The organism is Paenibacillus chondroitinus NBRC 15376 (assembly GCF_004000765.1).
In the GTDB taxonomy this organism is placed as follows: Bacteria; Bacillota; Bacilli; order Paenibacillales; family NBRC-103111; genus Paenibacillus_E; species Paenibacillus_E chondroitinus.
Genome location: NZ_BILW01000035.1, coordinates 1 through 24,242, shown reverse-complemented (window position 1 = coordinate 24,242; position 24,242 = coordinate 1). Strand labels below are relative to the sequence as shown.

Below are 24,242 nucleotides of genomic sequence, written 5' to 3'. Positions count from 1 at the left end.
TATACTGAAGTAGTGTGGGGAGGTTTTTTTATGATCGATCATGATGACGCTTACCAAGATGAACACGTTTCAATTGGCAAAGGTTTGATTGTTGGCGTGGTGTTCGGTTCCCTGATCTGGGCAGGTATTATTGCCGGTATTGTGTATATGTGGTGAAGATAAATAAAAGAGGACTGCTAGGGCTTAAAGCCTTAAGCAGTCTTTTTGTTTAGGAGACAGGTTTTGAAGAGCGGGAAGGACTTACCTTTATGACGTCGCGAAGTCCAGCGACAAGCGGTTTCTCAGCTAATCTGTACGCCATGTGACATAGCGGCACGACACATATAACAATTATTAAGTTTGTGAGCAGAGGACCCAAATAATCGACCAGATGAGTAGCCACGCTTAACTTCATTAATATGGAGATAAATATCAGATGAGTTAGTAAAATCGTGTAAGACGCATCCCCTAGTTTGCTGAGGGAAAGAACCCACCTCGGCAGCTGAATCCGTTCAGGTACGGAGGAAGCGCCGAGCAGTACAAATATGGCCGGAATAACGTATAGCAGGTAACTATGAAGAGGAGCAAATTGATATTTGTTATTGATCCATATCAGTAAAAATCCAAACATTCCGATCGCAATCAACCATTTGTAATGTTTACTTCTATGCTGCTCCACCCATTTGGCCAATAAACAACCAGCCATGAATTCCAGGTTCACATCACTAAAAAGAAAGTTTAAATAGAAATGACGGTCGATATCTGCACTTATCAGTGGTACTCGCAAAAAATGGCATAAAGTTAAGGCAATCCAAATTGAAGCGAAAATAAAGGCTGGCTTTTTCCCAAGAGCGAGAAGAAGGCTGAAAGCCAAGTAAAACAGCACAAAGTAGCTTAACGACCAAGCCACCGGCAGTATGGGGCCATGTGCTTGAGGGAGCAGCAGGAATGATTTAATAATGGTATCTTTGTCCGTCTCAAAGCCGTATCCAAAACTCGGAACAAAAAAGTAGACAGGCAGCACAATAAGTGTGATTAGCCAGTAGAAGGGATAGATACGAATAAGACGTTTAGTTAAGTAGGGGAGTACGGGCATTTGAGTCCCTATTTTGTGGCCATATGTACGAAAGAGCAGGAACCCGGTTAATAGGAAAAAGAAGTCTACCCCGCCTGATCTCCCAATCGAGCTGATCCCTAGTAAGTCGTATTGATAATACTTGAAAGACATGGCTGACGTATGGAAAAGCAGCACAAAAAATGCCGCCGCTCCTCTTGTGGCTTGAAGCGTGATTTTTTGGTTGTTATTCAAAGATAGTTCCTCCGGTTCATGAATGAATCTTCAATAGGTCATTATGTCAGATGACTGTGAAGAAACTATGTCTGGAACCTGAAGGGTTGCTGAATTTTAGTTGAGTTAAAAAGAGTTTTCATTTTTTTAGGGATTCTTTTTGCCTATAACCTAGGTTATAATGTAATGACTAGGGCTTATAAGTTGGAGGACAAGATGAATGGCTGAAATGACAGATCGTGAGTTTTTAAGTGCTATGCTCGGTAGAATTAATGAAATTGGCGCGGATGTTAAAGCTATTAAAGACAGAGTTGACAGTATGGACAGACGCATGGGTAATCTAGAAGACCGCATGGGGAATCTTGAGAACAGAATGTCAAAAGTAGAAGACACGCTACAAGAAATCAAGCAAGTTCAAGTGCAGCAAAGCGAGCAAATTGCAGGAATCGCTGTGACGATGATGGAACACGCAGCCAGTATTCGTACACTTAAATTAGTAAGATAAATGAGTAAGATTAGACGAATCCGGAGCTAGTCTTATTTTTTTTGCCTAAATGGGTCCAAGCCGGTAGCTTGGCTGCATAATCGGCCAAGTCCCCTCATATGCATGTACTATGTTGATGTTAATCATGAGTGAGGGGATGATCGAATGCGCCGGGTCACATGGATGGTAGCAGTGGTGATGTGCTTAGCATTGGTTCTCGCGGGATGCGGGATAGGCAAGAAAGATGCAGGATCTATCGTAAAGGATTTGGATCATGTGATCAGCAAAGCGGATAGCTATCAGGCTTCTGGCAGCATGATTTTGCACACAGGGTCTCAGCCGCAGGAGTACCAGGTGGAGGTGGCGTTTTCACCGGAACATTTCTACCGGATTTCGCTGACGAATGCATCGAAAGATGTAACGCAAATTGTGCTGCGTAATGAAGAGGGCGTGTTTGTTTTAACGCCGCATCTGAAGAAAAGCTTCCGTTTCCAAAGCGATTGGCCGGAGAACCAAGGACAGGTTTACTTGTTCCAATCTCTAGCTAGAAGTATTATTGCGGACAAGGATCGCCAGTTTACAACGGACAATGATGCTTATGTGTTCGATGTGGCGGCGAATTATCAGAATGAGCAGCTGTCCCGCCAGAAAATTTGGCTGAATAAAAAGACGCTGGCACCTACACAGGTTCAAGTGTCGGATGCGAACCAAAATGTGATGGTGCAGGTGAATTTCACGAAGTTCGAATTCGATGCGAAGTTTGATAAGGATTTCTTCCAAATGGAGCGCAACATGACGAGCTGGAACATGCAAACATTGCCGACAATGTCCAATGTTAAGGTAACGGATGCCGATCATCCGGCAACAGGTGTGACGGACAAAAACTTGACCGCAACAGGCGGCCAATCCGATCAATCCCAACCGACAACGTCTACAGGCACAAAAACGGATGCAACGAAGTCAAATGCCGCGGCAAGCAAGCCGCAAAGTATTGGTATTATTGAGCCGAGCTATCTGCCTAAAGATGTCGTGAAACAGGACATTACGGATATGAAACTGGGCGAAGACGCGGCTGTTCTTTTGAGATATAAAGGGAAGTATAACTTTAGTATGGTTGAGGTTAGACCTCAGGCCAAATCGGTTTCTTTGCAGCCAGGTGATATTGTGGATCTCGGCTTCACGATCGGCGTTCTCACAGGGGAAGATAAGAAGACTCTCACTTGGACGAATGACGGCGTAGAGTTCAGATTAACGACGGGTGATTTGCCGACAAATGAAATGATTAAAGTGGCTATGGCAACGGAAGGCCAATCCGGTAAGTAACTAACCAAAGATCTGCTCTTAGGAGCAGGTCTTTCTTTTTGGCATTTTAAGCGATTATCAGAGAAAATTAATGTGGGAAAGTGTGCCAATGGGGGATTGAATACAATGGAAGATCATACTTTTTAGAAAAGAACTGAATGGGCTGCAAATGTACGAGGGGAGTAGCATTGAGCCGATTTCCTTTTGGAGACGGCCATGCGAACAGACATGCTCATAAAAAGAGTCGTTTGGATATGACGCGATTTCGCCTTATTTAAGGCCAAAGGACGGTTGACAGTGTTTCGTGACTCGGTTTAACATAGGTTTATCGGTCCTAACGGGTTCGGAATTATTGGAGGGGGAGTCCTGCTGCTCGCATGGAGCGGGCCTTCCCTTGTCCTTTGCATTTGGAAAAAGAGGTGAACGCTGGTGGATGCTTTTTATCGTCCCACGTGGGTTGAAATTTCGTTAGATGCACTGCGAAGCAACATTGAAGGTTTTCAGAAGATACTGCCGGCAGGAATGAAGCAGATGGCAGTCGTTAAAGCGGATGCGTACGGACACGGGGCTGTAGAAGTATCCAAAGAGGCTATAGCCGCAGGTGTGGATTACTTGGGTGTAGCGTTTTTTGATGAAGCGCTGGAGCTTAGGAATGCAGGAATAACCGCTCCTATTCTGGTGCTTGGTTACACGCCCCCAGAGGGAGTCGAGCGGGCACGAGAGCTTGATGTTACGATAGCGGTCTATAGTCATGATGTCCTCAAGGAGCTGCAGGCGCAGCAGCATAAGAAGAAGCTGAAAATCCACATCAAGCTCGATACCGGAATGGGTCGTCTTGGTTTGCATACGGAAGCGGATGCAATTCCTTTCATTGAGCAAGCGTTGACGCTGCCAAATGTGGAAGTTGAAGGATTGTTTACTCATTACGCGAATGCGGATGAAGTGGATAAAAGCTATACGCTGGAGCAGTACCGCCGTTTTGAGCGGATTGTGAGCTATTTTACGGATAAAGGTGTAACATTTCCATATATACACGCTGGCAACAGCGCAGCAGCTATTGATTTGCCTGGTCTCACTTATTCCATGGTACGTTTGGGTATCTCGATGTATGGGCTATATCCTTCCCGGGATGTGGATCAAACCCAAATTGCGTTAAAACCAGTACTTAGTCTCAAAACAGGTATCGTCCATCTCAAAACATTGCCGCCAGACTCCGGGATCAGCTACGGAACGATCTATCATACCAAAGGCGAAGAGCAGATCGGAACGCTGCCAATCGGGTATGCGGATGGATATTCACGTATGCTTTCGGGCAAAGCGGAAGTTCTGGTTCGCGGCAAAAGGGTGCAGGTAGTCGGTCGAATTTGTATGGACCAATGCATGATCAACGTGTCTGACGTCGAAGGTGTCCAGTCTCTCGATGAGGTTGTGCTGATCGGGGAGCAGGATGGAGAACGAATTACGGCTGAAGATATTGCAGATCAACTGGGCACAGTTAATTATGAAGTGATTTGTATGATTTCACATCGGGTTGCACGTGTGTATGTGCGCGGCGGCGAACGGGTGGATGCCATTAATCCGCTGATGCGTCATCGTTACTAAATAGGGTTTCATTCTAACTCGGATGAATTTACCATTTAAAAATGTTCCTTCCTTTAGAGGAATTTAGAGTAGGCTATCGAATACGTAGTGTAGAATCTTATATCCATAGGTGTAACATATTTGATATACTGGTTGCATATATCTATTGTATAATTTGGTTTTCAATTTGACATACTGGTAATATTGTCTTTGTATCGTTTCTTGGGGGTGCGAGAGTGTGAGTAATGCGCATAATACGAAAAGGATCATGATTAGCTTGCCTGACAATCTGTTGCAAGAAGTGGACGGCATTGTCGAGAAGGAGAACTCCAATCGCAGCGAATTTATTCGCCAGGCAATGAAGCTGTATTTAATTGAACGCAAAAAGCGCAGTCTACGCGAATCCATGCAGCGTGGGTATATGGAGATGGCGAAAATTAATCTCAGCATGGCATCTGAAGCTTTTCAAGCGGAGGAAGAAGCGGACGGTACGCTTGATCGCTTAGTAAGCGGGGTGTAAGAAGTGATTGTGAAACGTGGCGATGTTTTTTTCGCAGATCTTTCGCCGGTAGTAGGATCGGAGCAGGGAGGAGTTCGTCCTGTTCTCGTGATCCAAAATGATATCGGCAACCGCTTTAGCCCAACTGTGATTGTTGCAGCGATTACCGCTCAAATCCAGAAGGCGAAGCTGCCCACGCATGTGGAAATCGACGCGGAGACGCATGGTTTCGACCGAGATTCGGTCATTCTGCTTGAGCAGATCAGAACGATTGACAAGCAACGGCTAACGGACAAAATTACGCATTTGGATGAAGAAACGATGCGAAAGGTTGACGACGCTTTGCAAATTAGCGTGGGACTGATAGAATTTTGAATAGGATCAGGAACGGACGGGGGGAAGTGGTTCCCTCGTTTTTTGGTTTGCATACATACTTGAATCTAAGTAGAAGTGGGGAATGACTGTGACAATATTGGAAACGATGATGAACAAATGGTTCCACGCAGCCGGCGAAGCATCCGGAAGATCAGGTGTGAAAACGGAAGAAGAGCAGGCGGGAAGCAAGGGTGCAAAGAACAAATACGAGGAAGAGCCGAAGGAAAAGGTCGTCCTTTCTGAAGAGAAGAAAGCGGAGATCCAAGAACGAATCTTGAAGCAGATCTCCGCTGAGCTCCAGCTGCCCGCAGGGAAAGTAAAAACGACGATGGGGCTGCTGGATGAGGGGAATACGATTCCTTTTATCGCTCGGTACCGGAAAGAAATGACGGGCGAGCTGGACGAAAACCAGTTGCGGGACATCGAGGAACGTTTGCAGTATTTGCGCAACCTCGAGGATCGCAAGCTGGAGGTCGTGCGTTTGATCGACGAGCAGGGGAAGCTGACGGATGAGCTGCGCAAATCGATTGAAGGCGCTGCAAAGCTGCAAGAAATCGAAGATTTGTACAGGCCGTATCGTCAAAAGCGGAAGACGAGAGCCAGCGTAGCCAAAGAGCGTGGCTTAGAGCCGCTAGCGGATTGGATCTGGAAGCAGCCTAGAAACGGCTCGCTCGAACAAGAGGCTGAGCGTTACATAAACGCGGACAAGCAGGTTGCAAGCGCGGCTGACGCGATCCAGGGCGCGATGGATATCTTGGCGGAGAACATTGCCGACGATGCTAAGATTAGAGCCTGGGTACGCAAACACACGCAGGATCAAGGGGTTCTGCATACGGAGGCAAAAGATGCAAAGGCTGAGTCCGTCTATGAGATGTACTACGCCTATCAGGAGCCGGTGAAGCGTCTCCCGCCACACCGTATTCTTGCCATCAATCGTGGAGAACGCGAGGAAATCCTAAAAGTTAATTTGGTCGTTGCGGTAGATAAAATTCATGATTATATAGCTAGGCAAATTATCAAAGGGCAATCCGTTGTACAAGATGTACTTCGTGCGGTTGTCGAAGATGCTTACAAGCGTCTCATCGCACCGTCCATCGAGCGCGAAGTGCGCGGAGAGATGACTGAGATGGGCGAGGAGCAAGCGATTAAGATTTTCGCAGAAAATCTGCGTAATCTGCTGCTCCAAGCGCCCGTCAAAGGGCACGTGGTGCTCGGTGTCGATCCCGCTTACCGGACAGGCTGCAAGCTGGCCGTCATTGACGACACCGGGAAAATGCTTGAAATCGCCGTGACGTACCCGACACCTCCGAATAATAAGGTGGCGGAAGCGAAGGCGAAGTTCAAGCAATTGATCAGCAAGCACGGCGTAGAGCTGATCGTCATTGGGAATGGAACGGCTTCCCGTGAAACGGAGCAGTTTGTTGCGGAGCTGATTGGCGAGATCAAGGAGCAGAAGCTCAAGTACTTGATCGTCAGCGAAGCGGGGGCGAGCGTGTACTCCGCGTCGAAGCTGGCGCAGACGGAGTTCCCTGACCTCGACGTCGCCGAGCGCAGCGCGATTTCGATCGCGCGGAGGCTGCAGGACCCGCTCGCAGAGCTTGTAAAGATCGAGCCGAAGGCCATCGGCGTCGGGCAGTACCAGCATGACGTTTCGCAGAAACGTCTGGATGAGAACTTGAAGGCCGTCGTAGAGTCGGCCGTTAACCATGTCGGCGTGGACCTGAACACGGCGTCCCCGTCTTTGCTCTCGTACGTGTCGGGCGTCAACGCGACACTGGCCAAGAACATCGTCAAGTATCGCGAGGAGAACGGCAAGTTCGGCTCCCGACAGGAGCTGTCGAAGGTTCCGCGCCTTGGCGCGAAAACCTTCGAGCAGTGCGTCGGGTTCATGCGGATTCCCGGCGGCGGGAACCCGCTGGACAACACCCCGATCCATCCGGAGTCTTACGACGTCGTGGATCGGCTGTTCAAGGAGCTGCGCCTGGAACTGGCGCAGCTGGGCTCGCAGCAGCTTCTGTCGCTGCTGCAAACGCTGGAGCCTGAGGAGATGGCTCCGAAGCTGGGCGTGGGTGTCCCGACGCTGCGGGACATCTTAGACAGCCTGCAGCGTCCTGGGCGGGATCCGCGGGAGGAAGTGCCCGCGCCGATCTTCCGTACAGACGTGCTGCAGCTGGAGGACCTTGTGCCGGGCATGGAATTGACCGGCACGGTGCGCAATGTTATCGATTTCGGCGCTTTTGTCGATATCGGCATTAAGAACGATGGGCTGGTGCACATCTCCCAGCTCAAGAATGGCTTCGTGAAACATCCAATGGATGTCGTTTCCGTTGGAGATATTGTTCAAGTGTGGGTGCTGAACGTGGATCAGAAAAAAGGCCGCGTCGGCTTGACCATGAAAAAGCCGCAGCAATAAGCAAATAGATAGCAGTTGGCAGCGATGAGCTGCCGGCTGCTTTTTTACATCATCCTCTCTTATTGGCTTCATCCTTTCGCTTCTTCCGCATCATCCTTTCTTATTGGCTTCATCCTTTCGCTTCTTCCACATCATCCTTTCTCTTTTGAGTATCATCCTTCTCTGTGTCCCACCTCCTTCACGAAATAAACGATTGCCTGCTGCTGACCAACGACCGCCGTAAGCAGGCCCTCGCGCGCTAAACGGGTTAGCCACCCGGCAGCTATGCGAAAAGGAACATTACATTCGGCCGCGATGTCCTGGATACGGATTTGGCCATTACGGCGCTTAGCGACATGGAAAATAACTTGCTTTCTTAACTCCCACAGATCGGGTGTAGAGGGGGCGGGGGTGTTATGTACAGAATAAGATGACCTCCTTTCATGCAGCAGATAGACGTTGTCTCCTTGACCTTTTTTCACTTTTCGACGTAAAACCATGAATGATCGACTCCCTTATACATATTTAGACAACAAAAAAGCACACCGACCGGCAGATCATTCTGCGGGGTCAAGTGTGCTTCACTCAACGGACTATTACATTTATTTACAGTATAGTGGGCTCATTTCAAATATGCAACATATTTTTCATTTAAGCTTGCTGCTTCTATGTACCGGTTACGGCAAAAAAGCCAGCACCTGTCTCAAACAAGTACTAGCCCTTTTATCAAAATTTACGTTTGCCCGGTCCGTCCGTCGATTGGGTGTCAGGCCACTCCTCTTGTGAGCGGCGGGTGCGGTAAAAGTACCAGCTATCATTCAGCAATCGGATTTGTCTGCGGTTTTTGTTCTGGAAGGCCCGCATTAATTGATTACAGAGCCATTGCGGCATATGCCCATCCCCTTCTTCGCCATGTACTTATAGCATATGAAGGAGAAGGGAGTAGGGTGCAGGTCCTTTTGACATTAATCTTCAAATTCCTCTTCGTACCATTGCTCCAGCTGTGCCTGAAGCGCACGGATTTCAGTTAGCAGCGAGATCAGCGGGTAGGATTTCTCCTGGATGCCGGCAAAGGATTTTTCCAAACGATTAATATACTCTAATCCTTGAATGAGCGTATACGTCGTTCCGATTAGCTCCAGATCATCGCATTCTGCAATCACTCGTGGAAGCTGAGGGACTTCTTCGGCCGTCAGTTTGTCCAATTCTTTGTGCAATCTTTGATTCAGAGCGGTAAGTTGATAGGAATAGGAAGATGGCATGGCAACAAATTCTACTTGCTGGTCGAGCTTTAGAATGGCATATCGCATTTGTGGCATTCGATTGGTCAAATCCTTTCTGTATAAAGCTTTCGTTCTTTCTTTTCTACTTGACAGTATAGCCGTACATACGGTACAAATTCAAGTGAGAACTTGTCTAAGCTGATCTTGCGACGAAAGTTTTTAATGAAAAATCTAAGGAGCGTAGGGGATGGAGGATCGGGAACTTCAGGAGTGGATTGAGCAGATTTCTTTGGCATCGTTTGGAAGGCCGTTTGTTCATCAGGCGCGTTTTAACCGAAGATTAAGGTCGACGGGAGGACGTTATTTTACCAAATCCCATGATATTGAAATCTCTTGGATGCAGTGGGAGACGTTTGGCCGTGAGGAAATTGAGAAAATCATTAAACATGAACTTTGCCATTATCATTTACATATATTAAAACGAGGTTATAAGCACCGCGATCATGATTTCAAAACATTGTTGGCGCAGGTTGGCGGGTCTCGCTTCTGTCAGTCTCTGCCTCAGGCACGCCAGAAAAGGGCTTATAAATACCGGCTGGAATGCGTCAATTGCAAAACGGAGTATTTCCGAAAGCGAAAAGTGGACGTCCGCAAGTATGCCTGTGGAAAATGTAAGGGAAAATTGAAATCGTATACACTTGACTTACAAGCCCCTTCATAATAAAATTATAATTATTCATTCCCTGATAGCTCAGTTGGTAGAGCACTCGACTGTTAATCGAGTTGTCACAGGTTCGAGTCCTGTTCGGGGAGCCATATCTTTGGAGAGATACCCAAGTGGCTATAAGGGGACCCTCTGCTAAGGGGTTAGACTGCGTAAGCGGTGCGAGGGTTCGAATCCCTCTCTCTCCGTATGAATTTTGGAATAAGCTCAGATGGCGTTTGCGCCATTTGGGCTTATTTTTTTTGCGCTTTGCTAACAATTGTTTAATATTTAATAAACGATTATCCCTTATAGTGATGAAAACAACAGACAACTAGACGGGGGCTGAAGAGATGGTGAAAGGTTTATCCATTCGAGTGCGTTTGATTTTATTGTTATTAGTGCCTTCCATCCTGTATTTGGGGACAAGTATTTATTTAATGGAGCAAAACAAAAGCAATACAACGGCGTTGGCATCATCCCTATATGAAACAACCGACAAGAGTACTTCGCTCATTTTGAACGCGGACCGGGACATGTATCAGGCGCTAGTGGCATACCAACTGCTAGTATCAGGTACATTGAATGCGGAGAACACAACGACGCAGCTCAAAGCGATGAAAGAGAATATTGAACAAGCGAATACCAGAGTCGAGCAGGCGGCAAACATTTTAAAAGCAAAGAGTCTTTATCAGGTGGCACACGCAGAAACGAAGCTGACGATCGAGCAGAATGTTGCCGGGTTTCATGCCTCTTTTGATCAGTGGGCGAAGGAAGCAGATGCCGTGGTACAGACTTTGGGAAAAGGGAAAAATGCCAGCAATGACCCTAAGCTTATGGCTACTTTCGAGAAAGGGCGCGAAGGAATGAACCAAATTGGTGAAATTTTGGACGCCTATGCGAATGCGAGTATCGATCAGATTGAGGATCAAAATCGTAAAACGGAGCAAACCGTGTATGCATCTGTCGCATTTATCGTCCTTTTGCTGGCCATATCCGGTTGGATGATCATTCGTCAAATAATGAGGACGGTTCGTTCCATCATGAGGGTCACTTCTGAAGTGGCGGCTGGAGATTTGCGGCATGAGCCGGGGAACAAGTACGCGAAGGATGAGCTGGGGAAAATTACAGAGTCTGTCGATACGATGGTTATGAAAATAAAAGGCTTGATCGCTGTCATTGCCACCAATACGCAATTCGTCCATGACGCTTCAATCGAGCTCTCGGATAGCTCCAAGGAATCAGCTACGGCTGCCGAGCATGTCGCTACGAACATTCAAGATATGACGCATGACGTTGAGATTCAAGTCAGAAGCAGTGAAGAAACGAGCAGAACGATCGAGGAAATGGCGATTGGTATTCAAAAGGTGGCTGAAAACTCGAGCGTCATGGCGGATCACTCGTCGCTAACTTCTCGCCATGCGGAGTTAGGCAATGAACTGCTAGGGAAGTTGCAGCAGCAAATCGCGAGCATCCTGAAATCGGTGGATCAACTCTCACAAACGGTTTTATCATTGACGCGCAAATCCGATGAAATCGGGTCAATTGCTTCGAGCATTACCTCTTTCGCTAATCAAACGAACCTGCTGTCACTGAATGCTTCTATTGAAGCGGCCAGAGCAGGCGAGCACGGCAGAGGATTTAACGTTGTCGCCAATGAAATCCGCAAGCTGGCCTCACAGTCCATCGCTTCTGCAGATGGGATTAATCAATTGATTCACGAGACGCGAGTGGAGATTGCAAGTGTGTCCGAGTCCATGCAGGTGACTAAGCAGGAGGCTGGTACGGGCTCAGCGATGATGAAGGAAGTAAATCAGAGCTTCCATACGATCATGGCATCCGTCACGCACATTGTGACACAAATTCATGAGACTTCAGCCATCACGGAGCAAATGTCGGCCAGCTCGCAGGAAATTTCTGCGACGATGGAGCACTCGGCTGCGAGTTCGTCGCAGATTCTGATCAAATCGCAGAACGTTGCCGCTGCAACGGAAGAGCAGTTAGCCATGATGCAGAATATCGCGGCAGCTTCCGAGCAGCTTCGCTCGGTTGTGAATACACTTAATGAATCGGTTGCTTATTTTAAAATAGCATAAGGAAAAGAGGCACCCGGTGATTGTGGATTTCACGGCGGGTGCCTTTTGTTTTTTTTCACAATGCATAGTCAGAACCAATGTTTACGTTTGAAAAAGTACCACATCAAGAAACCAATGCAAATCATCAGGATCCAGACATACAGGTAGCCATAGTCCCAGCCTAGTTCGGGAATGATCTTGAAGTTCATGCCGTAGACGCCGACAATAAAGGTGAGCGGCAGAAAAATCGTACTGAAAACGGTCAATGTTTTCATAATTTCGTTCATGCGATCGGATTTCATACTCATTTGGAGCTCAAGCAGCCCAGTCAGCGACTCACGGAAAATATCCAGCGAATCTACGACGCGCGAAATATGGTCCATAACATCCATGAAGTAGACATTATCTTCTTCCCGTGTGTACGGAAAAGAGTGGTGAGCAATAGCCGCCAGGGCAATTCGCTCATCGACAATGACGCGGCGGAGCTGGTGCATGATCCTTTTCAGCTGGAATATATCCTGTGCGATGCGAATTGCCGGGTTTAGATAGACAGACTGTTCCATACGGTCCAGGCGATCGTCCAGATGTTCCACGAGGACGGTATAATCGTCAACACAGCGGTCCAGAATGGCGTGCAAAATGACGCCGGGATGGCTGATGCGTTCAGGCACTTCTTGGCATGTCAGGTAGAGCTGGTCCATGAAAGGAAGCTTGTCTTTGTAAACGGTGATAACAAAATTAGAGCCGATCACGATCGCAATTTCTTGGGGCTCCAGCCCCTCGGAGACAGCGAAGAAGGTCAGGAAGACGTGATTTTTATACGTATCCATCTTCGGCCGTTGGTTTAGCTTAATGGCATCCTCGACGAGGAGCGGGTGGCACTTGAATACATCGCCAAGGACATGCTTGACTTCATCGGGCGACGGGTTCTCCAATCGCACCCAAACAACTTCGTTTGGAGCTGGAATGCGCACCTCTTCCTCGTGGACGGTTGCCTGTGCAGATTCATATATGAGCATGGATGACAAACCAAACACCTCGGTCAGGTTGAATTGGTTTCAGCATACCATATTTGTCCGGAACTGTTCCAGATTTTGCACTTGTCAATTGAGATTCCATCCTTTATAATAACAATTGTCGTCAAAATGGGCTGCACAAGCTTCATGACTTTCGTGGCCCGTTGGTCAAGTGGTTAAGACACCTCCCTTTCACGGAGGTAACAGGGGTTCGAGTCCCCTACGGGTCAGTTTTTTATCCTCTTATGCGGTCGTGGTGGAACGGCAGACACACCATCTTGAGGGGGTGGCGCTCACAAGGCGTGAGGGTTCAAATCCCTCCGACCGCATCCCAGTTTTTCAAGAAATTTATTAACCAAGGAGCTAAGCGAGTTATTCTCGCTTAGCTTCTTGGTTTTTTGTATTACTGAAATTGTGGGCAAGGGATAAGGGATTGCCGAGTCTTCCTAGTCTTCCTAAGAGTTTTCCAAGCCGTGTTTATTGACAATTCGCTCACTCTGGTTAGGCTGGCCCTTACCTTCCGTAATCAAGCTGCGCAGGCTGCCGTTGATATAGGTGCCCCAGGAGTCCGAGCAAACGCTGTAGCACTCATATGAGGGGACTAGACCTACGTGCGTAAAGCGAACTTCTGTTGTTCCGTCCTTCTCGGTGATTTCAAAGATAATGTCGGTATCCTTCCACTCGCTCTTGTCTACTACGAAGTTGAAGTAGTTGTCTATCACGTGCCAAACAACCTTCTTACCTGGAATAAGTTCGGTGATTGCGATGGTGCAGCGGTGAATGTCCTGGTACTGATGCTTAAATTCGCCAAGTTCGTCGGTTTTGCCTTCGATATCTTCGGACCACCATCCTCGGACGTTATTGATAGCGGCGAAGACTTCGTCGGGGCTTTGCTCCACATTAAAGGCCGTGGTGTAGTTTTGATTCATGCAAGCTATCTCCTCTCAATATTTGGTAATAGCACTCCTAGTATAAAATCATTACTTGCAAATTGCAAGTACAAATGGAGCGAATATGTTAACTTGTAAGATGCAAGTATGGATAGTATAATCGACTCATGAAAAAACGAACCCCTACAGTTTGTCCAATCGTCTATGCACTCGACATATGGGGCGATCCATGGAGCCTCATCATCCTTCGTGATGTCCTTATCCATAATAAGCGGCATTACCGCGAGTTTCTTGCTTCACGCGAGGGCATAGCAACGAATATTTTGAGCGCACGCCTCCAATCCCTCACGGATGCAGGCCTTCTTGTCAAAATAGAAGGCGCTTCAAGCCGCGCACAAACGATGTACCGGCCAACGCAGAAAGCACTTGATCTGTTTCCGGTCGTATTCGCCGTTATGCGCTGGGGCTTAAAATACAACCCCGATACCGATATGGAGATTCCGATTATGCAAGAACTGATATCAGACGAAAAAGGTCTGGAACGACGCCTTTTGCAGAATTTCGACGATGTTACTTCTTAGATGATGAATAGTCGAAGAGGACAACGTTCACCGGGAGTTAAGTAGGTATAAGCCGCTTAGCTCCTTTTGCATTTGTCCAAATTGCTATTTATGTATTTTGAATAAACACATAATTCCGACTAAAAACACATGTGAATTTTTTGTAAGTGTTAATATAATGAAAACTATCATGGGCCCATGATAATAAAGTTTATAGAGAGGGGCTACTTCATTTGAAAGCACTTTCGAACAACTCCCGTTTCCTTCGCAAGCGGAGCGCTATCACGATAGTTGGAGCTTTGATGTCTGTTGTTATGCTAGCCGGCTGCGGCAATTCTTCTAATGATCCCAAAGCAACTTCCACTTCAGGTGCATCGGCTTCCGATCCCATTCATATTCTTCTGTCCCATTCCGAATTTGCCTATGCCAAACAAGCCAAAGAAGACGATATCTACAAGAAAGAACTGAATCGATTATCCGGTTTCAATGTGAAGTATGATTTCTTGGGACATAGCGATTATGCCCAGCAGTTATCCCTTCGGTTTGCATCCGGTGATCTGGCTGACTTGATCCGGACGGACAGTATCGTATCTACCATTCACAGCGGTGCTGTCGATCAAGGTGTTTTTCTCGAACTCGGTCCCCTCATTGATAAATACGCGCCTACGCTAAAAAAGAAAATACCCGCAGAATTCTGGAAAAGTCCCCGTATTTCCAAGGACGGTAAAATTTATGGCATACCCGTTACCCGTGGGGTACCGGCCGATCGTTCTATCTTTATCCGCCAGGATTGGCTGGATAAGCTGAAAATGGATACTCCTAAGACACTTGACGACTACTTAGCCTTTTTCGAAGCGGTTAAGAAAGAAGATATGAACGGCAACGGCGATCCAAATGATGAATATGGTTTAGGCATGTTCAACAATATTGTTTGGACGGATATTTTCACACCTGCATTCGGTGTTCATACGAATAAGTGGAGCCTCAAGAACGGGCAGCTCGTTCCGGATATTATCGACCCAAGGATGAAGGAAGCGATCGCTTTCTACAAGCAGTTATACGATAAAGGCTATATCAATCCCAATTTGTTTGTGAAAAAAGAAGATGAACAGAATGCTTCCATTGCCAAAGGGGAAGTTGGGGTATGGGGCGCTGCCGTTTATCAATACCTGGCTGGGTACGGCAAGGATAACGCAGCAAAAACGTTCCTTAACCAACCTAACGCCTCTGTTAGCATGATTGCACCTCCACAAGGTCCACGCGGTGATAAAGGCATGGCGCTGCAATCGGATGAGATTTATTTCGTCTGGGTGATTCCGGCCACAACCAAAAATCCAGAAAACATCATTAAATACCTGGAGTGGGCTTACAGCAGTCCCGACGCTGACCAATTTTTTGCATATGGAATCAAAGGACAAAACTTCACAGAAGAAAACGGACAGATTAAGTACGATATTAATCAGCCGATCAATGTAGAGAAAAATGCTTTCCAAATGTATCAGGTGTCCTTGAACCCGCGTGAGATCGGTTTCGCAGCTCCACTTGTGCTGAAGGCGCTGCCGGAATCCGAGAAGATTACCAAAGGTTATGCGACGTCCAAAGAAAGTCTAATCCCGAATGAAGCGAAATATATGCCTCGTTTGGAATCACTCGCAAGCCATCCGGAATTAAATATTGGAGCTGCTCAAGGCACGCTTTTCCTGGACATGTTCGCCAAAGTGCTTACAGGACGTGAACCACTGGATTCAGCGTTCGACAACTTTGTGGTTGAGTGGAAAAAGCGAGGCGGCGATGCCGCAATTAAAGAAGCGACAGAATGGTATAACAAATTCAATACGAAATAACGGATAGACCCGGTTAAGCGTGGATCGAGCTCAGCTCCGACTTGGACCTCCTGTTGCTCGATCCACATTATTTCACAAAGGGGGAGAACGCCCTGTTTGCACAGATCCGATCCAAAGAGTCCTGGGTGCTGATTCTTATGGCAATCCCCGGTTTACTCTACTTTTTTACTTTCAAATACATTCCTCTGGCAGGTAATCTCATCGCATTTCAGAATTACAACCTATTTCAAGGTTTTATGCACAGCAAATGGGTGGGGTTGGATCATTTTCTGACGTTGTTCCAATATGATGATTTCTGGATTATTATGCGGAACTCCTTAAAATTGGGGCTTTACTCCATTTTATTTGGTTTTCCGGCGCCTTTGATTCTAGCCTTATTGTTGAACGAATTACGGGCAATGTGGTTGAAACGTCCACTTCAGACGATGTTGTATTTACCGCATTTCCTGTCATGGGTCATTGTGGGCGGTATCTTTTCCAATCTGCTTGACGCTAAGGGCTGGATGAATCAATTGCTTCATTACGTTGGCCTCGGACCCTTTGACTTCCTGGGGAACTCGACAACTTTTCTAGGAACGATTATATCTATTAGCATTTGGAAGGAAATTGGATGGGGCACTATCATCTATTTGGCCGCGCTTGCCGGAATTAATCCGAGCTTATATGAAGCTGCCACTGTAGATGGGGCAAGTCGAATTAGGCAAATATGGTCGATTACGCTGCCATCGCTGATGCCGGCAATTATCGTTCTGCTGCTTCTTAGAGTAGGGAATCTATTGGATGCTAATATTGAACAAATGCTAATGTTCTTAAACCCGCTTGTGCGAGATGTCGGTGAAGTATTCGATACCTTTATTTATAGAGTTGGCTTGCTAGACAGCCAGTATAGTTACTCTACTGCAATTGGTGTGTTTAAATCCGTCATTGGGTTGATATTGTTGACGTTGGTGAATACGTTAAGCAAAAAGACAACAGGTGAAAGTGTTTATTAGAACAAACAGGAGGGGATTGACCTGAGAATCGCTCGTTCCTTTCAATGGTTTTCAGTTGTAAATATAGCTGTTTTAGTTATAACCAGTTTGAGCATGATCGCGCCATTAATTCACTTATTGGCCGTGTCGCTTAGCCTTCCGGAATATGCGAATGCCAAATTGGTAGGGCTTTGGCCTAAAGGCATGCAGTTTGATGTCTACGGATCTATTTTTGCGTTAGATGAGATTTGGAAAGCTATGGGAGTAAGCATTTATATTACTGTGGTCGGAACGCTTGTGACACTGCTCCTCTGTTCGCTCTTAGCCTACACGCTTACTAGGCCGAAGATGCCGGGGCGCACTATCATTTTGAAGCTTATTGTCGTTACGTTCGTATTTCCTGTCCCTTTAATTCCGAGTTATTTGCTAGTCAAACAGCTGGGCATGATTAATTCGCTTTGGTCTCTCATTATTCCTGGAGCGATGAGCGCATTTTATGTTCTGATCATTCGAACTTTTTTTAAAGCACTTCCTGGGGAATTGTTTGAAGCGGGCAAAATGGATGGTTGCGGGGAACTGCGCATCTATACACGAATTGTTTTGCCATTATCTATGCCCGTATTGGCGACTATTACGTTATTTCATACTGTCAGCCAATGGAATTCCTATTTTTCAGCAACGATTTACATTCGCACGCGAGACTTATATCCGCTTCAAGTTCTGCTGCGTAATCTCATTGTAGACAATGGCGCCAATACCGGAATGAGCGATTTCCAACTGAGTACGCAGTTTACGCCGGAAATGATGAAAGCGGGCATCGTGCTGGTCGCTACCTTGCCGATTCTCATCGTATATCCGCTTCTTCAAAAGCATTTCGTAAAAGGCGCGATGCTTGGTTCGGTCAAAGAATAGATAAGGGTTTCTTGATTCCGTAAAATACGTTATTTTTATAGTAGACAACCTAGAAGCACAGACGGAAGAAAAAGGGGAATGGAGTATGCGAATCAAGACGATGACGATTAAGTTAAAGCTGGTTCTGCTCTTCTTCGGCTTCTTCTGTTTGCCGTTTTTGATCCTCGGTAAGTTCTGGTACGATCGTTCCATGGAAACCATTGAGTATAATGCCATTAATAATAATCAACAGCTTATGCGCCAAATCAACTATAACCTTGATGTCTATTTTTCTGATATAAAAAAGGCGACACTTCCTCTGCTTGCCCATCCACTCGTACAGCAATTTGTCAAAATAGACCCTAATAATCAATATGACTATTATGATTTAAGCTCACGTATCCGGGCGGATCTCATTCCCAACATGGTCTATAATCGAGATGATATTTATGGACTGTCCATTATTTCACTGAAGGGTCCTTATTATAGCAACATAGCTTTCTCAGATCGTGTTGATAGTTATAGAAAAGAATTTGCTGATAACAACAAGGACAATTTTCGGATTTTGGGCATCAGCATGACAGGAGACGGTACGGAGGTTATTACGGTCTTTCGAAGAATCATCGATAATGAAACGTATGTAACGGCAGGTTATCTGATCATTGACTTATCCTTGAACCGAACGACCGACATCATTAACCAAGCCCAACTGGGTAAAACAGGGATGATATCCATCGTGAACACGGACGACAAGTACTTGTATCATCCCGATCCGCAAAAATGGCAGCAGCTACTGCCGGCAAAATATAAGAGTCATTTCGAAAACATAAATACGCCTTACTTTACAAACGGTACAGGAGCAGGCAAGTCAATTGTTGTGTATAACCGCTCAGCATCAACAGGGTTAACGATTGTGTCAGAAGTTCCGCTGCGGGAACTGATGGAAGATTTGATTTATTTTCGAAATTTAACCCTAGGGTTTGTCTTATTACTCATTGTTTTGGCCTTTGTGACGATTCTCAGCTTTTCACTCTCCATCACGCGTGCACTCTCGCACTTAATGAATTTAATGAAAAAAGTGGAGATGGGCGACCTGAGCATTCGCGCTCCGCTGCGGAAGGATGAAATCGGAAGTCTGAATAGAGGTTTTAATCTGATGTTGGAAGACTTGAATCGGCTGATCAAAATGATGCATACTTCCCATCAGAAGGAAAAAGAGATGGCCATTCACCAAAGAGAATCCAAGATTCAGATGCTGCAAGCTAGAATTAACCCCCATTTTCTTTATAATACGTTGGGAGTAATTAATGCCTATGCCATCATCGCCAAGGTGAAGCCGATCAGTCAGATGACGGTATGGTTGTCCGATATATTCCGCTACAGCATCGACAATCCGGAGGACACGGTATCGCTGGCTGAAGAAATCCAGCACATGTTCAACTATATTCACATTCAGAAGGAACGTTATCAAAGCTTGGAAGTAGACGTCGATTTGGACTTGAATGGTTTGAAGGATATTCATACACTTCGTCTCACGATCCAGCCGATTGTGGAGAATGCCTTTATTCATGGCTATGAGGATTATTCGATTAAGCCTACGTATATTGGTCTTCGAGCCAGCTTCGATGATGCCGGAATTAAACTTCTGATTATTGACAAAGGCAGGGGGATGCCACCGGATCTGGTGGAGACGTATAACCAAGCTTTTGACTACATGTCGGAGGAGCAAATGCTGCAAGCCAGCGCTCCGTTCGGAGGCATCGGCATGTGGAACGTTCACAGCAGGTTAAGACTTGAGTTCGGTGAACCCTATGGCCTTTCCATTGTGTGCTCGGAAAACACAGGAACCATTGTCGAGATTAGAATGGCTTATCGGAAGGAGCGATCCGTATGATGACCGTCGTCGTTGTCGAAGACGAACCGATCGTAAGAATGGGGCTGATCGCTCTGATGGAGACGGAAGCCGAAGGATTCAAAATCGTAGGGGAAGCAGAGGATGGGCAGATGGCCCTTGCCCTGGCAAAGCTGCATGTGCCGGACATCATTATTACGGATATTCGTATGCCTGTCATGGATGGAATAGCCTTAATGTCGGCTCTTAAACAGGAAGGCATTTCATCTTCGGTCATCGTAGTATCCGGTTATGGGGAGTTTGAATACGCTCAGCAAGCTTTACGTGCTGGTGCAGCGGATTATTTATTGAAACCGATTAATGAGGAGCATCTGCTGCCAACTTTACATGCCTTGCGGGAGAAGATACTGCTTGAGAAAGCACGCATTGTTCATGACAACAAAGAGCAGTTATGGTCATTCAAAACGAGTGCGAAGCAGCTGGCCCGCGATTTATGGGATCTCCGGGAACTGGAGATTGAGAAAGAGCTGAACTCGTTGCAGCATGAATTAATGAAAAACAAACTGAATACCTACGACATGGAAAGAAAATTGACGGGTTATATCGCTTTGTTGGAAGATGAATTTCGTTCTGCTTCGGGGCAAGAATTGCCGTTTCCGCGAGGTTCGGATAAGATCACGCATCACTTCGACACCTTCATTGCCCATATTTATGCCGCCATGAAGACGATTCGGGGGACGAGGAACTGGGGATACGGCAAGGTGATTCAAGCGGGAATTGCCTATGTGGAGAAGCATTTTGGTGATCCTGAGCTTACATTAACGAAAATTGCCCAACAACTGGAAGTCAAACCGGCTAATTTCAGCCATATGTTTAAAACAGAGCTTGGCGTTCCCTTCAGCCAGTATCTGATTCGACTTAGAATGGATAAAGCCGCCAAACAGCTCTCGGATTCGGCTAATAAGGTTTACGAAGTTAGTGCAGCCGTTGGATTTTCGGATTATGTGCACTTTTCCAAAATGTTCAAACGGCATATGGGCTATACTCCCACGGAGTATCGTCAAAGTAAGTGGAAGTTGTAGCAGCTCAACAACGTCTCGCTAACCTCTATGGCAGACCACTGCCGGGCTTATGCCAATGAGCCTTCGTTTGACGGTCTGGAGCTTGTGCTCAAGGGCGGCCAAGTGGGCGTCGTGGATTTTTTTGAGCGGGTCGCCGGGTACAGATATGAAGGTTGATTTACATGATTAATGGCATGAAGACTATTTCTGCAGCTGCGTTGCAGGGATAGTCTTTTTCTCCGTTTCCGGCTTTGGGTTGTTATCTAAATGGGCTATAATAGGAGTTGAAATTCATAATAGGGAGAACTAACATGACTCAATATAAAAGAAATAAATTGGTTGAAGTGAGCGGGAAGTTGGCTAAAGTCGCCATGGGCAGCGCTTATGCGGATGTTGTCATTAAAAACGGTACACTGGTCAATGTGTACTCAGGGGAATTAATTCCGCATATGGATGTTGCTGTGGCCGAGGGACGTGTGGCATTTGTCGGGAACGCCGACCACACGATTGGCGACCAGACGGTTGTGATTAATGCAGCTGGGAAATACATAGCTCCTGGATTCCTGGACGGTCATATGCATGTTGAAAGCACGATGCTTTCTGTGACGGAGTTTGCCAAAGCGGCTCTGCCCAAAGGAACAACGGGAATCTTCATGGACCCTCATGAGATTGCCAATGTGTTCGGTTCCGAAGGAGTAAAGCTGATGCATGAAGAGGGCCAGCAGCTGCCGCTCAAAGTGTTCACGACCTTCCCGTCCTGCGTGCCTGCGACGACAGACTTGGAAGATGCGGGTGCCAGCTTGGAAGTGAAGGATATTGAAGAAGGATTGCAATGGGACAATGTGGTCGGACTTGGTGAAGTGATGAACTTCCCTGGTGTCGTCTACGGGGATCCGAAAATGTGCGGTGAAATTGAAGCAACGATTAATAGCGGTAAAGCCGTAACGGGGCATTTCCCAAGCGAAGATGACCGTATGCTGCAAGCTTATATCGCGTCCGGCGTGACCTCCGATCACGAAACCGTAACACGCGAGCAAGGACTGCACAAAGTTCGCATGGGCATGCATTTGATGATTCGCGAAGGCTCCGCTTGGCATGATGTCAAAGAGGTTATCAAGGTGGTTACCGAAGATAAAGTGAACACCTCTAACATTTCCCTCGTCACGGATGATGTCAGTCCGCAAACATTGGTGGAAAAAGGACATCTCAATCATGTGGTGCGCCGTGCGATTGAAGAGGGCGTCGATCCTGTTACCGCGATTCAAATGGTGACCATTAATGTGGCGCGCTATTTTAACCTGGAGAAAGATCTGGGCAGCATTACGCCAGGTAAATGTGCGGACATTTTATTGCTCGCTGATTTGCAAAAGGTTGAGCCTGTCACTGTCATGACGGACGGGAACATTATCTTTGACCAAGGCCAAATTGTTGCAGATTTCCCTACGTATGTGTATCCGTTGCATATTCGCAGTTCCATGAATGTGAAGCGGGAGCTGACGGCGCAGGACTTTCAGCTTGCTAGCCGCGGTAACGATGAGCGAACAAGCGTCAATGTCATTCAGGTGATTGAAAATAGTGCAAGAACAGCGAAAATGACAGCAACGCTAAATGTCGAGGATGGCATAATTCAACCGGATATCCAGCAGGACGTTGTCCGTCTGGCTTGTATTGAGCGGCACCGCGGCACAGGTGAAATTTCGCTTGGCTTCACGAGCGGATTTCAATTGAAATCCGGCGCTGTAGCCTCTACCGTTGCGCATGACAGCCATAATTTGATTGTTATGGGGATTGATGAGCAAGATATGGCTTTAGCCGCTAATGAGCTTGTCAAATTGGGAGGCGGCACCATCGTCGTAGAGAATGGCCGCGTGCTGGCTCAAGTGCCGTTAACGATAGCCGGCCTTATGTCCGATAAATCTCTGCTTGAAGTCGTTGACGAAGTTGCCGGGCTCGAAAAAGCATGGAAACAAATCGGCTGTCCGTTAAACGCACCGTTTATGACTTTTTCATTGATCGCACTGCCGGTTATCCCTGAAATTCGGATTTCGAACCGTGGACTAGTCAATGTAACTCAGTTTAAGCTCATTGACGTGGAACTGGTTTAGGTTATTGAAAGGTGCCCCTTAGGGTGCCTTTTCTTATTTGGGGGAGGGAACTACCGTCCGCTATTTTGCCGATTTCACCCGGAAAATCTGCTATGAAGGCAGAATAAGACCCGACAGTTCCGCTCGGAGAGTCGTTTTCCTTGCAATAGTGGCCTCCAGTTCCCCTATCGGTGTTCTCGCTAGGTTTTGAAAATTAGCAAAAGACCGTCAGGGCTCAGGGCCTTGGCGGTCTTCATGTTTGTTTAACGTAAATAAGGAAAATACGGAATGGGGATAGGCGCACTGTTCACATTGGCAGGTTTAATCGTGATGTCCGTCGGAACGGTCTTCCCGGGTGGCAATTGAATGATACCGCTTCCATCATAATACACAGGTTTATCCGATTCTGCCGCCATTCCTGTTTCCTCCTAATAAAGGGGATTTTTTTCGACTTCTGCCGATACATTAATGTATGACGGTAAAGAGAATTAAACAACGGTTTTCTTCCAGAAATTGTTTGACAAAAGATAGGCGCCGAGTTACGATAAAATGGAATGAGTAATAGTTAGTAAATAATTTTTAATAAGTTATTACTTAGGAGGCGTAACTTTTATGGCCAAGTCAAAATGGGCAGTAGATGCAAGTCACAGCAGTATTGACTTCTCCGTCAGGCACATGATGATTGCTAAGGTTAAAGGCACATTCCACTCGTTCGAAGCACAGATTGAAGCGGATGCGACGGATCTCTCGTCGGCCAATATTCACTTTCAGGTAGATATAAGCAGCATTGATACTCGCAATACAGATCGAGACGCACATCTGCGTTCAGCCGATTTCTTTGATAGCGAGAAGCACCCTGCGATGACATTCCAATCCACTCAAGTTACAAAAACCGGTGATGGGGAATACGCGCTAACCGGCGATTTGACGATACGCGGCGTTACGAAGTCAGAGACGTTCGAAGTTACTTTTGAAGGTACGGGCAAAGATCCTTGGGGCAATGAGAAAGCTGGTTTCAGTGCCGTTGGAAGCATCAAACGCGCTGATTACGGGTTAACCTATAATGCCGCGTTGGAAACAGGCGGAGTCTTGATAGGCGACGAGGTCAAAATTTCAATTGAAATTGAGGCTGTTGGTCAGCCTTCATAAAATAAAAAGCAGGTCGGGGAACT

24 protein-coding genes and 4 tRNA genes are annotated in these 24,242 nt (G+C 46.6%); 21 read left to right on the top strand and 7 right to left on the bottom strand.

Features of this window, described 5'->3' with window-relative positions:
* Positions 1-30: 30 nt before the first annotated feature.
* Positions 31-156: a hypothetical protein gene (locus PCH02S_RS36765; RefSeq protein WP_268598011.1), complete on the top strand. Its 126-nt coding sequence runs from the start codon at positions 31-33 to the stop codon at positions 154-156.
* Positions 157-208: 52 nt separating this feature from the next.
* Here PCH02S_RS36765 and PCH02S_RS27260 read toward each other — a convergent pair whose 3' ends face one another.
* On the bottom strand, positions 209-1,288 hold the full coding sequence (locus PCH02S_RS27260) for an acyltransferase family protein (RefSeq protein ID WP_164819759.1): 1,080 nt from the start codon (positions 1,286-1,288) through the stop codon (positions 209-211).
* A 199-nt stretch (positions 1,289-1,487) separates the two neighbouring features.
* On the opposite strand from PCH02S_RS27260, the gene PCH02S_RS27255 reads away from it, so the two are divergent.
* The 6 genes from PCH02S_RS27255 (at position 1,488) to PCH02S_RS27230 (ending at position 7,921) form a co-directional block, all read left to right on the top strand.
* Complete coding sequence (locus tag PCH02S_RS27255; protein WP_127457256.1) at positions 1,488-1,772, top strand: hypothetical protein; 285 nt, start codon at positions 1,488-1,490, stop codon at positions 1,770-1,772.
* Between the two features lie 144 nt (positions 1,773-1,916).
* The gene (locus PCH02S_RS27250; protein WP_127457255.1) at positions 1,917-3,074 is read left to right on the top strand and encodes an outer membrane lipoprotein-sorting protein; all 1,158 of its coding nucleotides are present in this window, start codon (positions 1,917-1,919) and stop codon (positions 3,072-3,074) included.
* A 408-nt stretch (positions 3,075-3,482) separates the two neighbouring features.
* Entirely contained in the window at positions 3,483-4,655 is a 1,173-nt protein-coding gene (alr, locus tag PCH02S_RS27245) for an alanine racemase (protein ID WP_127457254.1), read from the top strand.
* A 217-nt stretch (positions 4,656-4,872) separates the two neighbouring features.
* Positions 4,873-5,154, top strand: a complete 282-nt coding sequence (locus PCH02S_RS27240) for a CopG family ribbon-helix-helix protein (protein WP_028553892.1) — start codon at positions 4,873-4,875, stop codon at positions 5,152-5,154.
* A gap of 3 nt (positions 5,155-5,157) precedes the next feature.
* On the top strand, positions 5,158-5,508 hold the full coding sequence (locus PCH02S_RS27235) for a type II toxin-antitoxin system PemK/MazF family toxin (RefSeq protein ID WP_028553893.1): 351 nt from the start codon (positions 5,158-5,160) through the stop codon (positions 5,506-5,508).
* Between the two features lie 109 nt (positions 5,509-5,617).
* The gene (locus PCH02S_RS27230) at positions 5,618-7,921 is read left to right on the top strand and encodes a Tex family protein (RefSeq protein ID WP_127457290.1); all 2,304 of its coding nucleotides are present in this window, start codon (positions 5,618-5,620) and stop codon (positions 7,919-7,921) included.
* 152 nt (positions 7,922-8,073) lie between these two features.
* Here the strand turns inward: PCH02S_RS27230 and PCH02S_RS27225 are convergent, their stop codons facing one another.
* From PCH02S_RS27225 to PCH02S_RS27215, 3 genes are all read right to left on the bottom strand, one after another.
* Positions 8,074-8,400, bottom strand: coding sequence for a hypothetical protein (locus PCH02S_RS27225; RefSeq protein WP_127457253.1), 327 nt, complete (start codon positions 8,398-8,400; stop codon positions 8,074-8,076).
* A 226-nt stretch (positions 8,401-8,626) separates the two neighbouring features.
* Positions 8,627-8,791: a cortex morphogenetic protein CmpA gene (gene cmpA, locus PCH02S_RS27220; RefSeq protein ID WP_090818813.1), complete on the bottom strand. Its 165-nt coding sequence runs from the start codon at positions 8,789-8,791 to the stop codon at positions 8,627-8,629.
* Positions 8,792-8,865: 74 nt separating this feature from the next.
* On the bottom strand, positions 8,866-9,219 hold the full coding sequence (locus tag PCH02S_RS27215; protein ID WP_127457252.1) for a hydrolase/acyltransferase: 354 nt from the start codon (positions 9,217-9,219) through the stop codon (positions 8,866-8,868).
* A 151-nt stretch (positions 9,220-9,370) separates the two neighbouring features.
* Between PCH02S_RS27215 and PCH02S_RS27210 the strand changes: the two genes are divergently transcribed.
* The 4 genes from PCH02S_RS27210 to PCH02S_RS27195 all read left to right on the top strand — a co-directional run bounded on the left by PCH02S_RS27210 (position 9,371) and on the right by PCH02S_RS27195 (position 11,922).
* Positions 9,371-9,844, top strand: a complete 474-nt coding sequence (locus tag PCH02S_RS27210) for a SprT family protein (protein WP_127457251.1) — start codon at positions 9,371-9,373, stop codon at positions 9,842-9,844.
* Between the two features lie 19 nt (positions 9,845-9,863).
* A tRNA-Asn gene (locus PCH02S_RS27205) sits at positions 9,864-9,939 on the top strand.
* Positions 9,940-9,946: 7 nt separating this feature from the next.
* Positions 9,947-10,035: transfer RNA gene (locus PCH02S_RS27200), tRNA-Ser, on the top strand.
* A gap of 144 nt (positions 10,036-10,179) precedes the next feature.
* Positions 10,180-11,922 carry a methyl-accepting chemotaxis protein gene (locus PCH02S_RS27195; RefSeq protein WP_127457250.1) on the top strand — a complete coding sequence of 581 codons (1,743 nt, stop codon included), beginning with the start codon at positions 10,180-10,182 and terminating at the stop codon, positions 11,920-11,922.
* A 68-nt stretch (positions 11,923-11,990) separates the two neighbouring features.
* On the opposite strand, the gene corA is transcribed toward PCH02S_RS27195, so the two are convergent.
* Positions 11,991-12,920, bottom strand: a complete 930-nt coding sequence (gene corA, locus PCH02S_RS27190; protein ID WP_127457289.1) for a magnesium/cobalt transporter CorA — start codon at positions 12,918-12,920, stop codon at positions 11,991-11,993.
* 155 nt (positions 12,921-13,075) lie between these two features.
* Here corA and PCH02S_RS27185 point away from each other — a divergent pair.
* Both PCH02S_RS27185 and PCH02S_RS27180 read left to right on the top strand, forming a co-directional pair.
* Positions 13,076-13,147 (top strand) — tRNA-Glu (locus tag PCH02S_RS27185).
* Between the two features lie 17 nt (positions 13,148-13,164).
* Positions 13,165-13,246, top strand: a tRNA-Leu gene (locus PCH02S_RS27180).
* A gap of 126 nt (positions 13,247-13,372) precedes the next feature.
* Here PCH02S_RS27180 and PCH02S_RS27175 read toward each other — a convergent pair.
* Complete coding sequence (locus tag PCH02S_RS27175; protein ID WP_127457249.1) at positions 13,373-13,846, bottom strand: SRPBCC family protein; 474 nt, start codon at positions 13,844-13,846, stop codon at positions 13,373-13,375.
* 128 nt (positions 13,847-13,974) lie between these two features.
* Between PCH02S_RS27175 and PCH02S_RS27170 the strand changes: the two genes are divergently transcribed.
* The 7 genes from PCH02S_RS27170 to ade all read left to right on the top strand — a co-directional run bounded on the left by PCH02S_RS27170 (position 13,975) and on the right by ade (position 23,091).
* Positions 13,975-14,388, top strand: coding sequence for a winged helix-turn-helix transcriptional regulator (locus tag PCH02S_RS27170; protein WP_127457248.1), 414 nt, complete (start codon positions 13,975-13,977; stop codon positions 14,386-14,388).
* A gap of 212 nt (positions 14,389-14,600) precedes the next feature.
* Positions 14,601-16,211, top strand: coding sequence for an extracellular solute-binding protein (locus tag PCH02S_RS27165; RefSeq protein ID WP_127457247.1), 1,611 nt, complete (start codon positions 14,601-14,603; stop codon positions 16,209-16,211).
* 137 nt (positions 16,212-16,348) lie between these two features.
* Positions 16,349-17,203 carry an ABC transporter permease gene (locus tag PCH02S_RS27160; RefSeq protein WP_127457246.1) on the top strand — a complete coding sequence of 285 codons (855 nt, stop codon included), beginning with the start codon at positions 16,349-16,351 and terminating at the stop codon, positions 17,201-17,203.
* 93 nt (positions 17,204-17,296) lie between these two features.
* Complete coding sequence (locus PCH02S_RS27155) at positions 17,297-18,094, top strand: carbohydrate ABC transporter permease (RefSeq protein ID WP_127457245.1); 798 nt, start codon at positions 17,297-17,299, stop codon at positions 18,092-18,094.
* Positions 18,095-18,179: 85 nt separating this feature from the next.
* Entirely contained in the window at positions 18,180-19,967 is a 1,788-nt protein-coding gene (locus tag PCH02S_RS27150; RefSeq protein ID WP_127457244.1) for a sensor histidine kinase, read from the top strand.
* Positions 19,964-21,007, top strand: a complete 1,044-nt coding sequence (locus PCH02S_RS27145; RefSeq protein ID WP_127457243.1) for a response regulator transcription factor — start codon at positions 19,964-19,966, stop codon at positions 21,005-21,007. The genes PCH02S_RS27150 and PCH02S_RS27145 overlap by 4 nt, the downstream gene beginning before the upstream one ends.
* Positions 21,008-21,297: 290 nt before the next feature.
* A complete protein-coding gene (gene ade / locus PCH02S_RS27140; protein WP_127457242.1) occupies positions 21,298-23,091 on the top strand; it encodes an adenine deaminase in 1,794 nt (597 codons plus the stop codon).
* A gap of 242 nt (positions 23,092-23,333) precedes the next feature.
* Here ade and PCH02S_RS35920 read toward each other — a convergent pair whose 3' ends face one another.
* On the bottom strand, positions 23,334-23,486 hold the full coding sequence (locus tag PCH02S_RS35920; RefSeq protein ID WP_164819758.1) for a hypothetical protein: 153 nt from the start codon (positions 23,484-23,486) through the stop codon (positions 23,334-23,336).
* Between the two features lie 196 nt (positions 23,487-23,682).
* On the opposite strand from PCH02S_RS35920, the gene PCH02S_RS27135 reads away from it, so the two are divergent.
* The gene (locus PCH02S_RS27135) at positions 23,683-24,219 is read left to right on the top strand and encodes a YceI family protein (protein ID WP_127457241.1); all 537 of its coding nucleotides are present in this window, start codon (positions 23,683-23,685) and stop codon (positions 24,217-24,219) included.
* Positions 24,220-24,242: the final 23 nt, after the last annotated feature.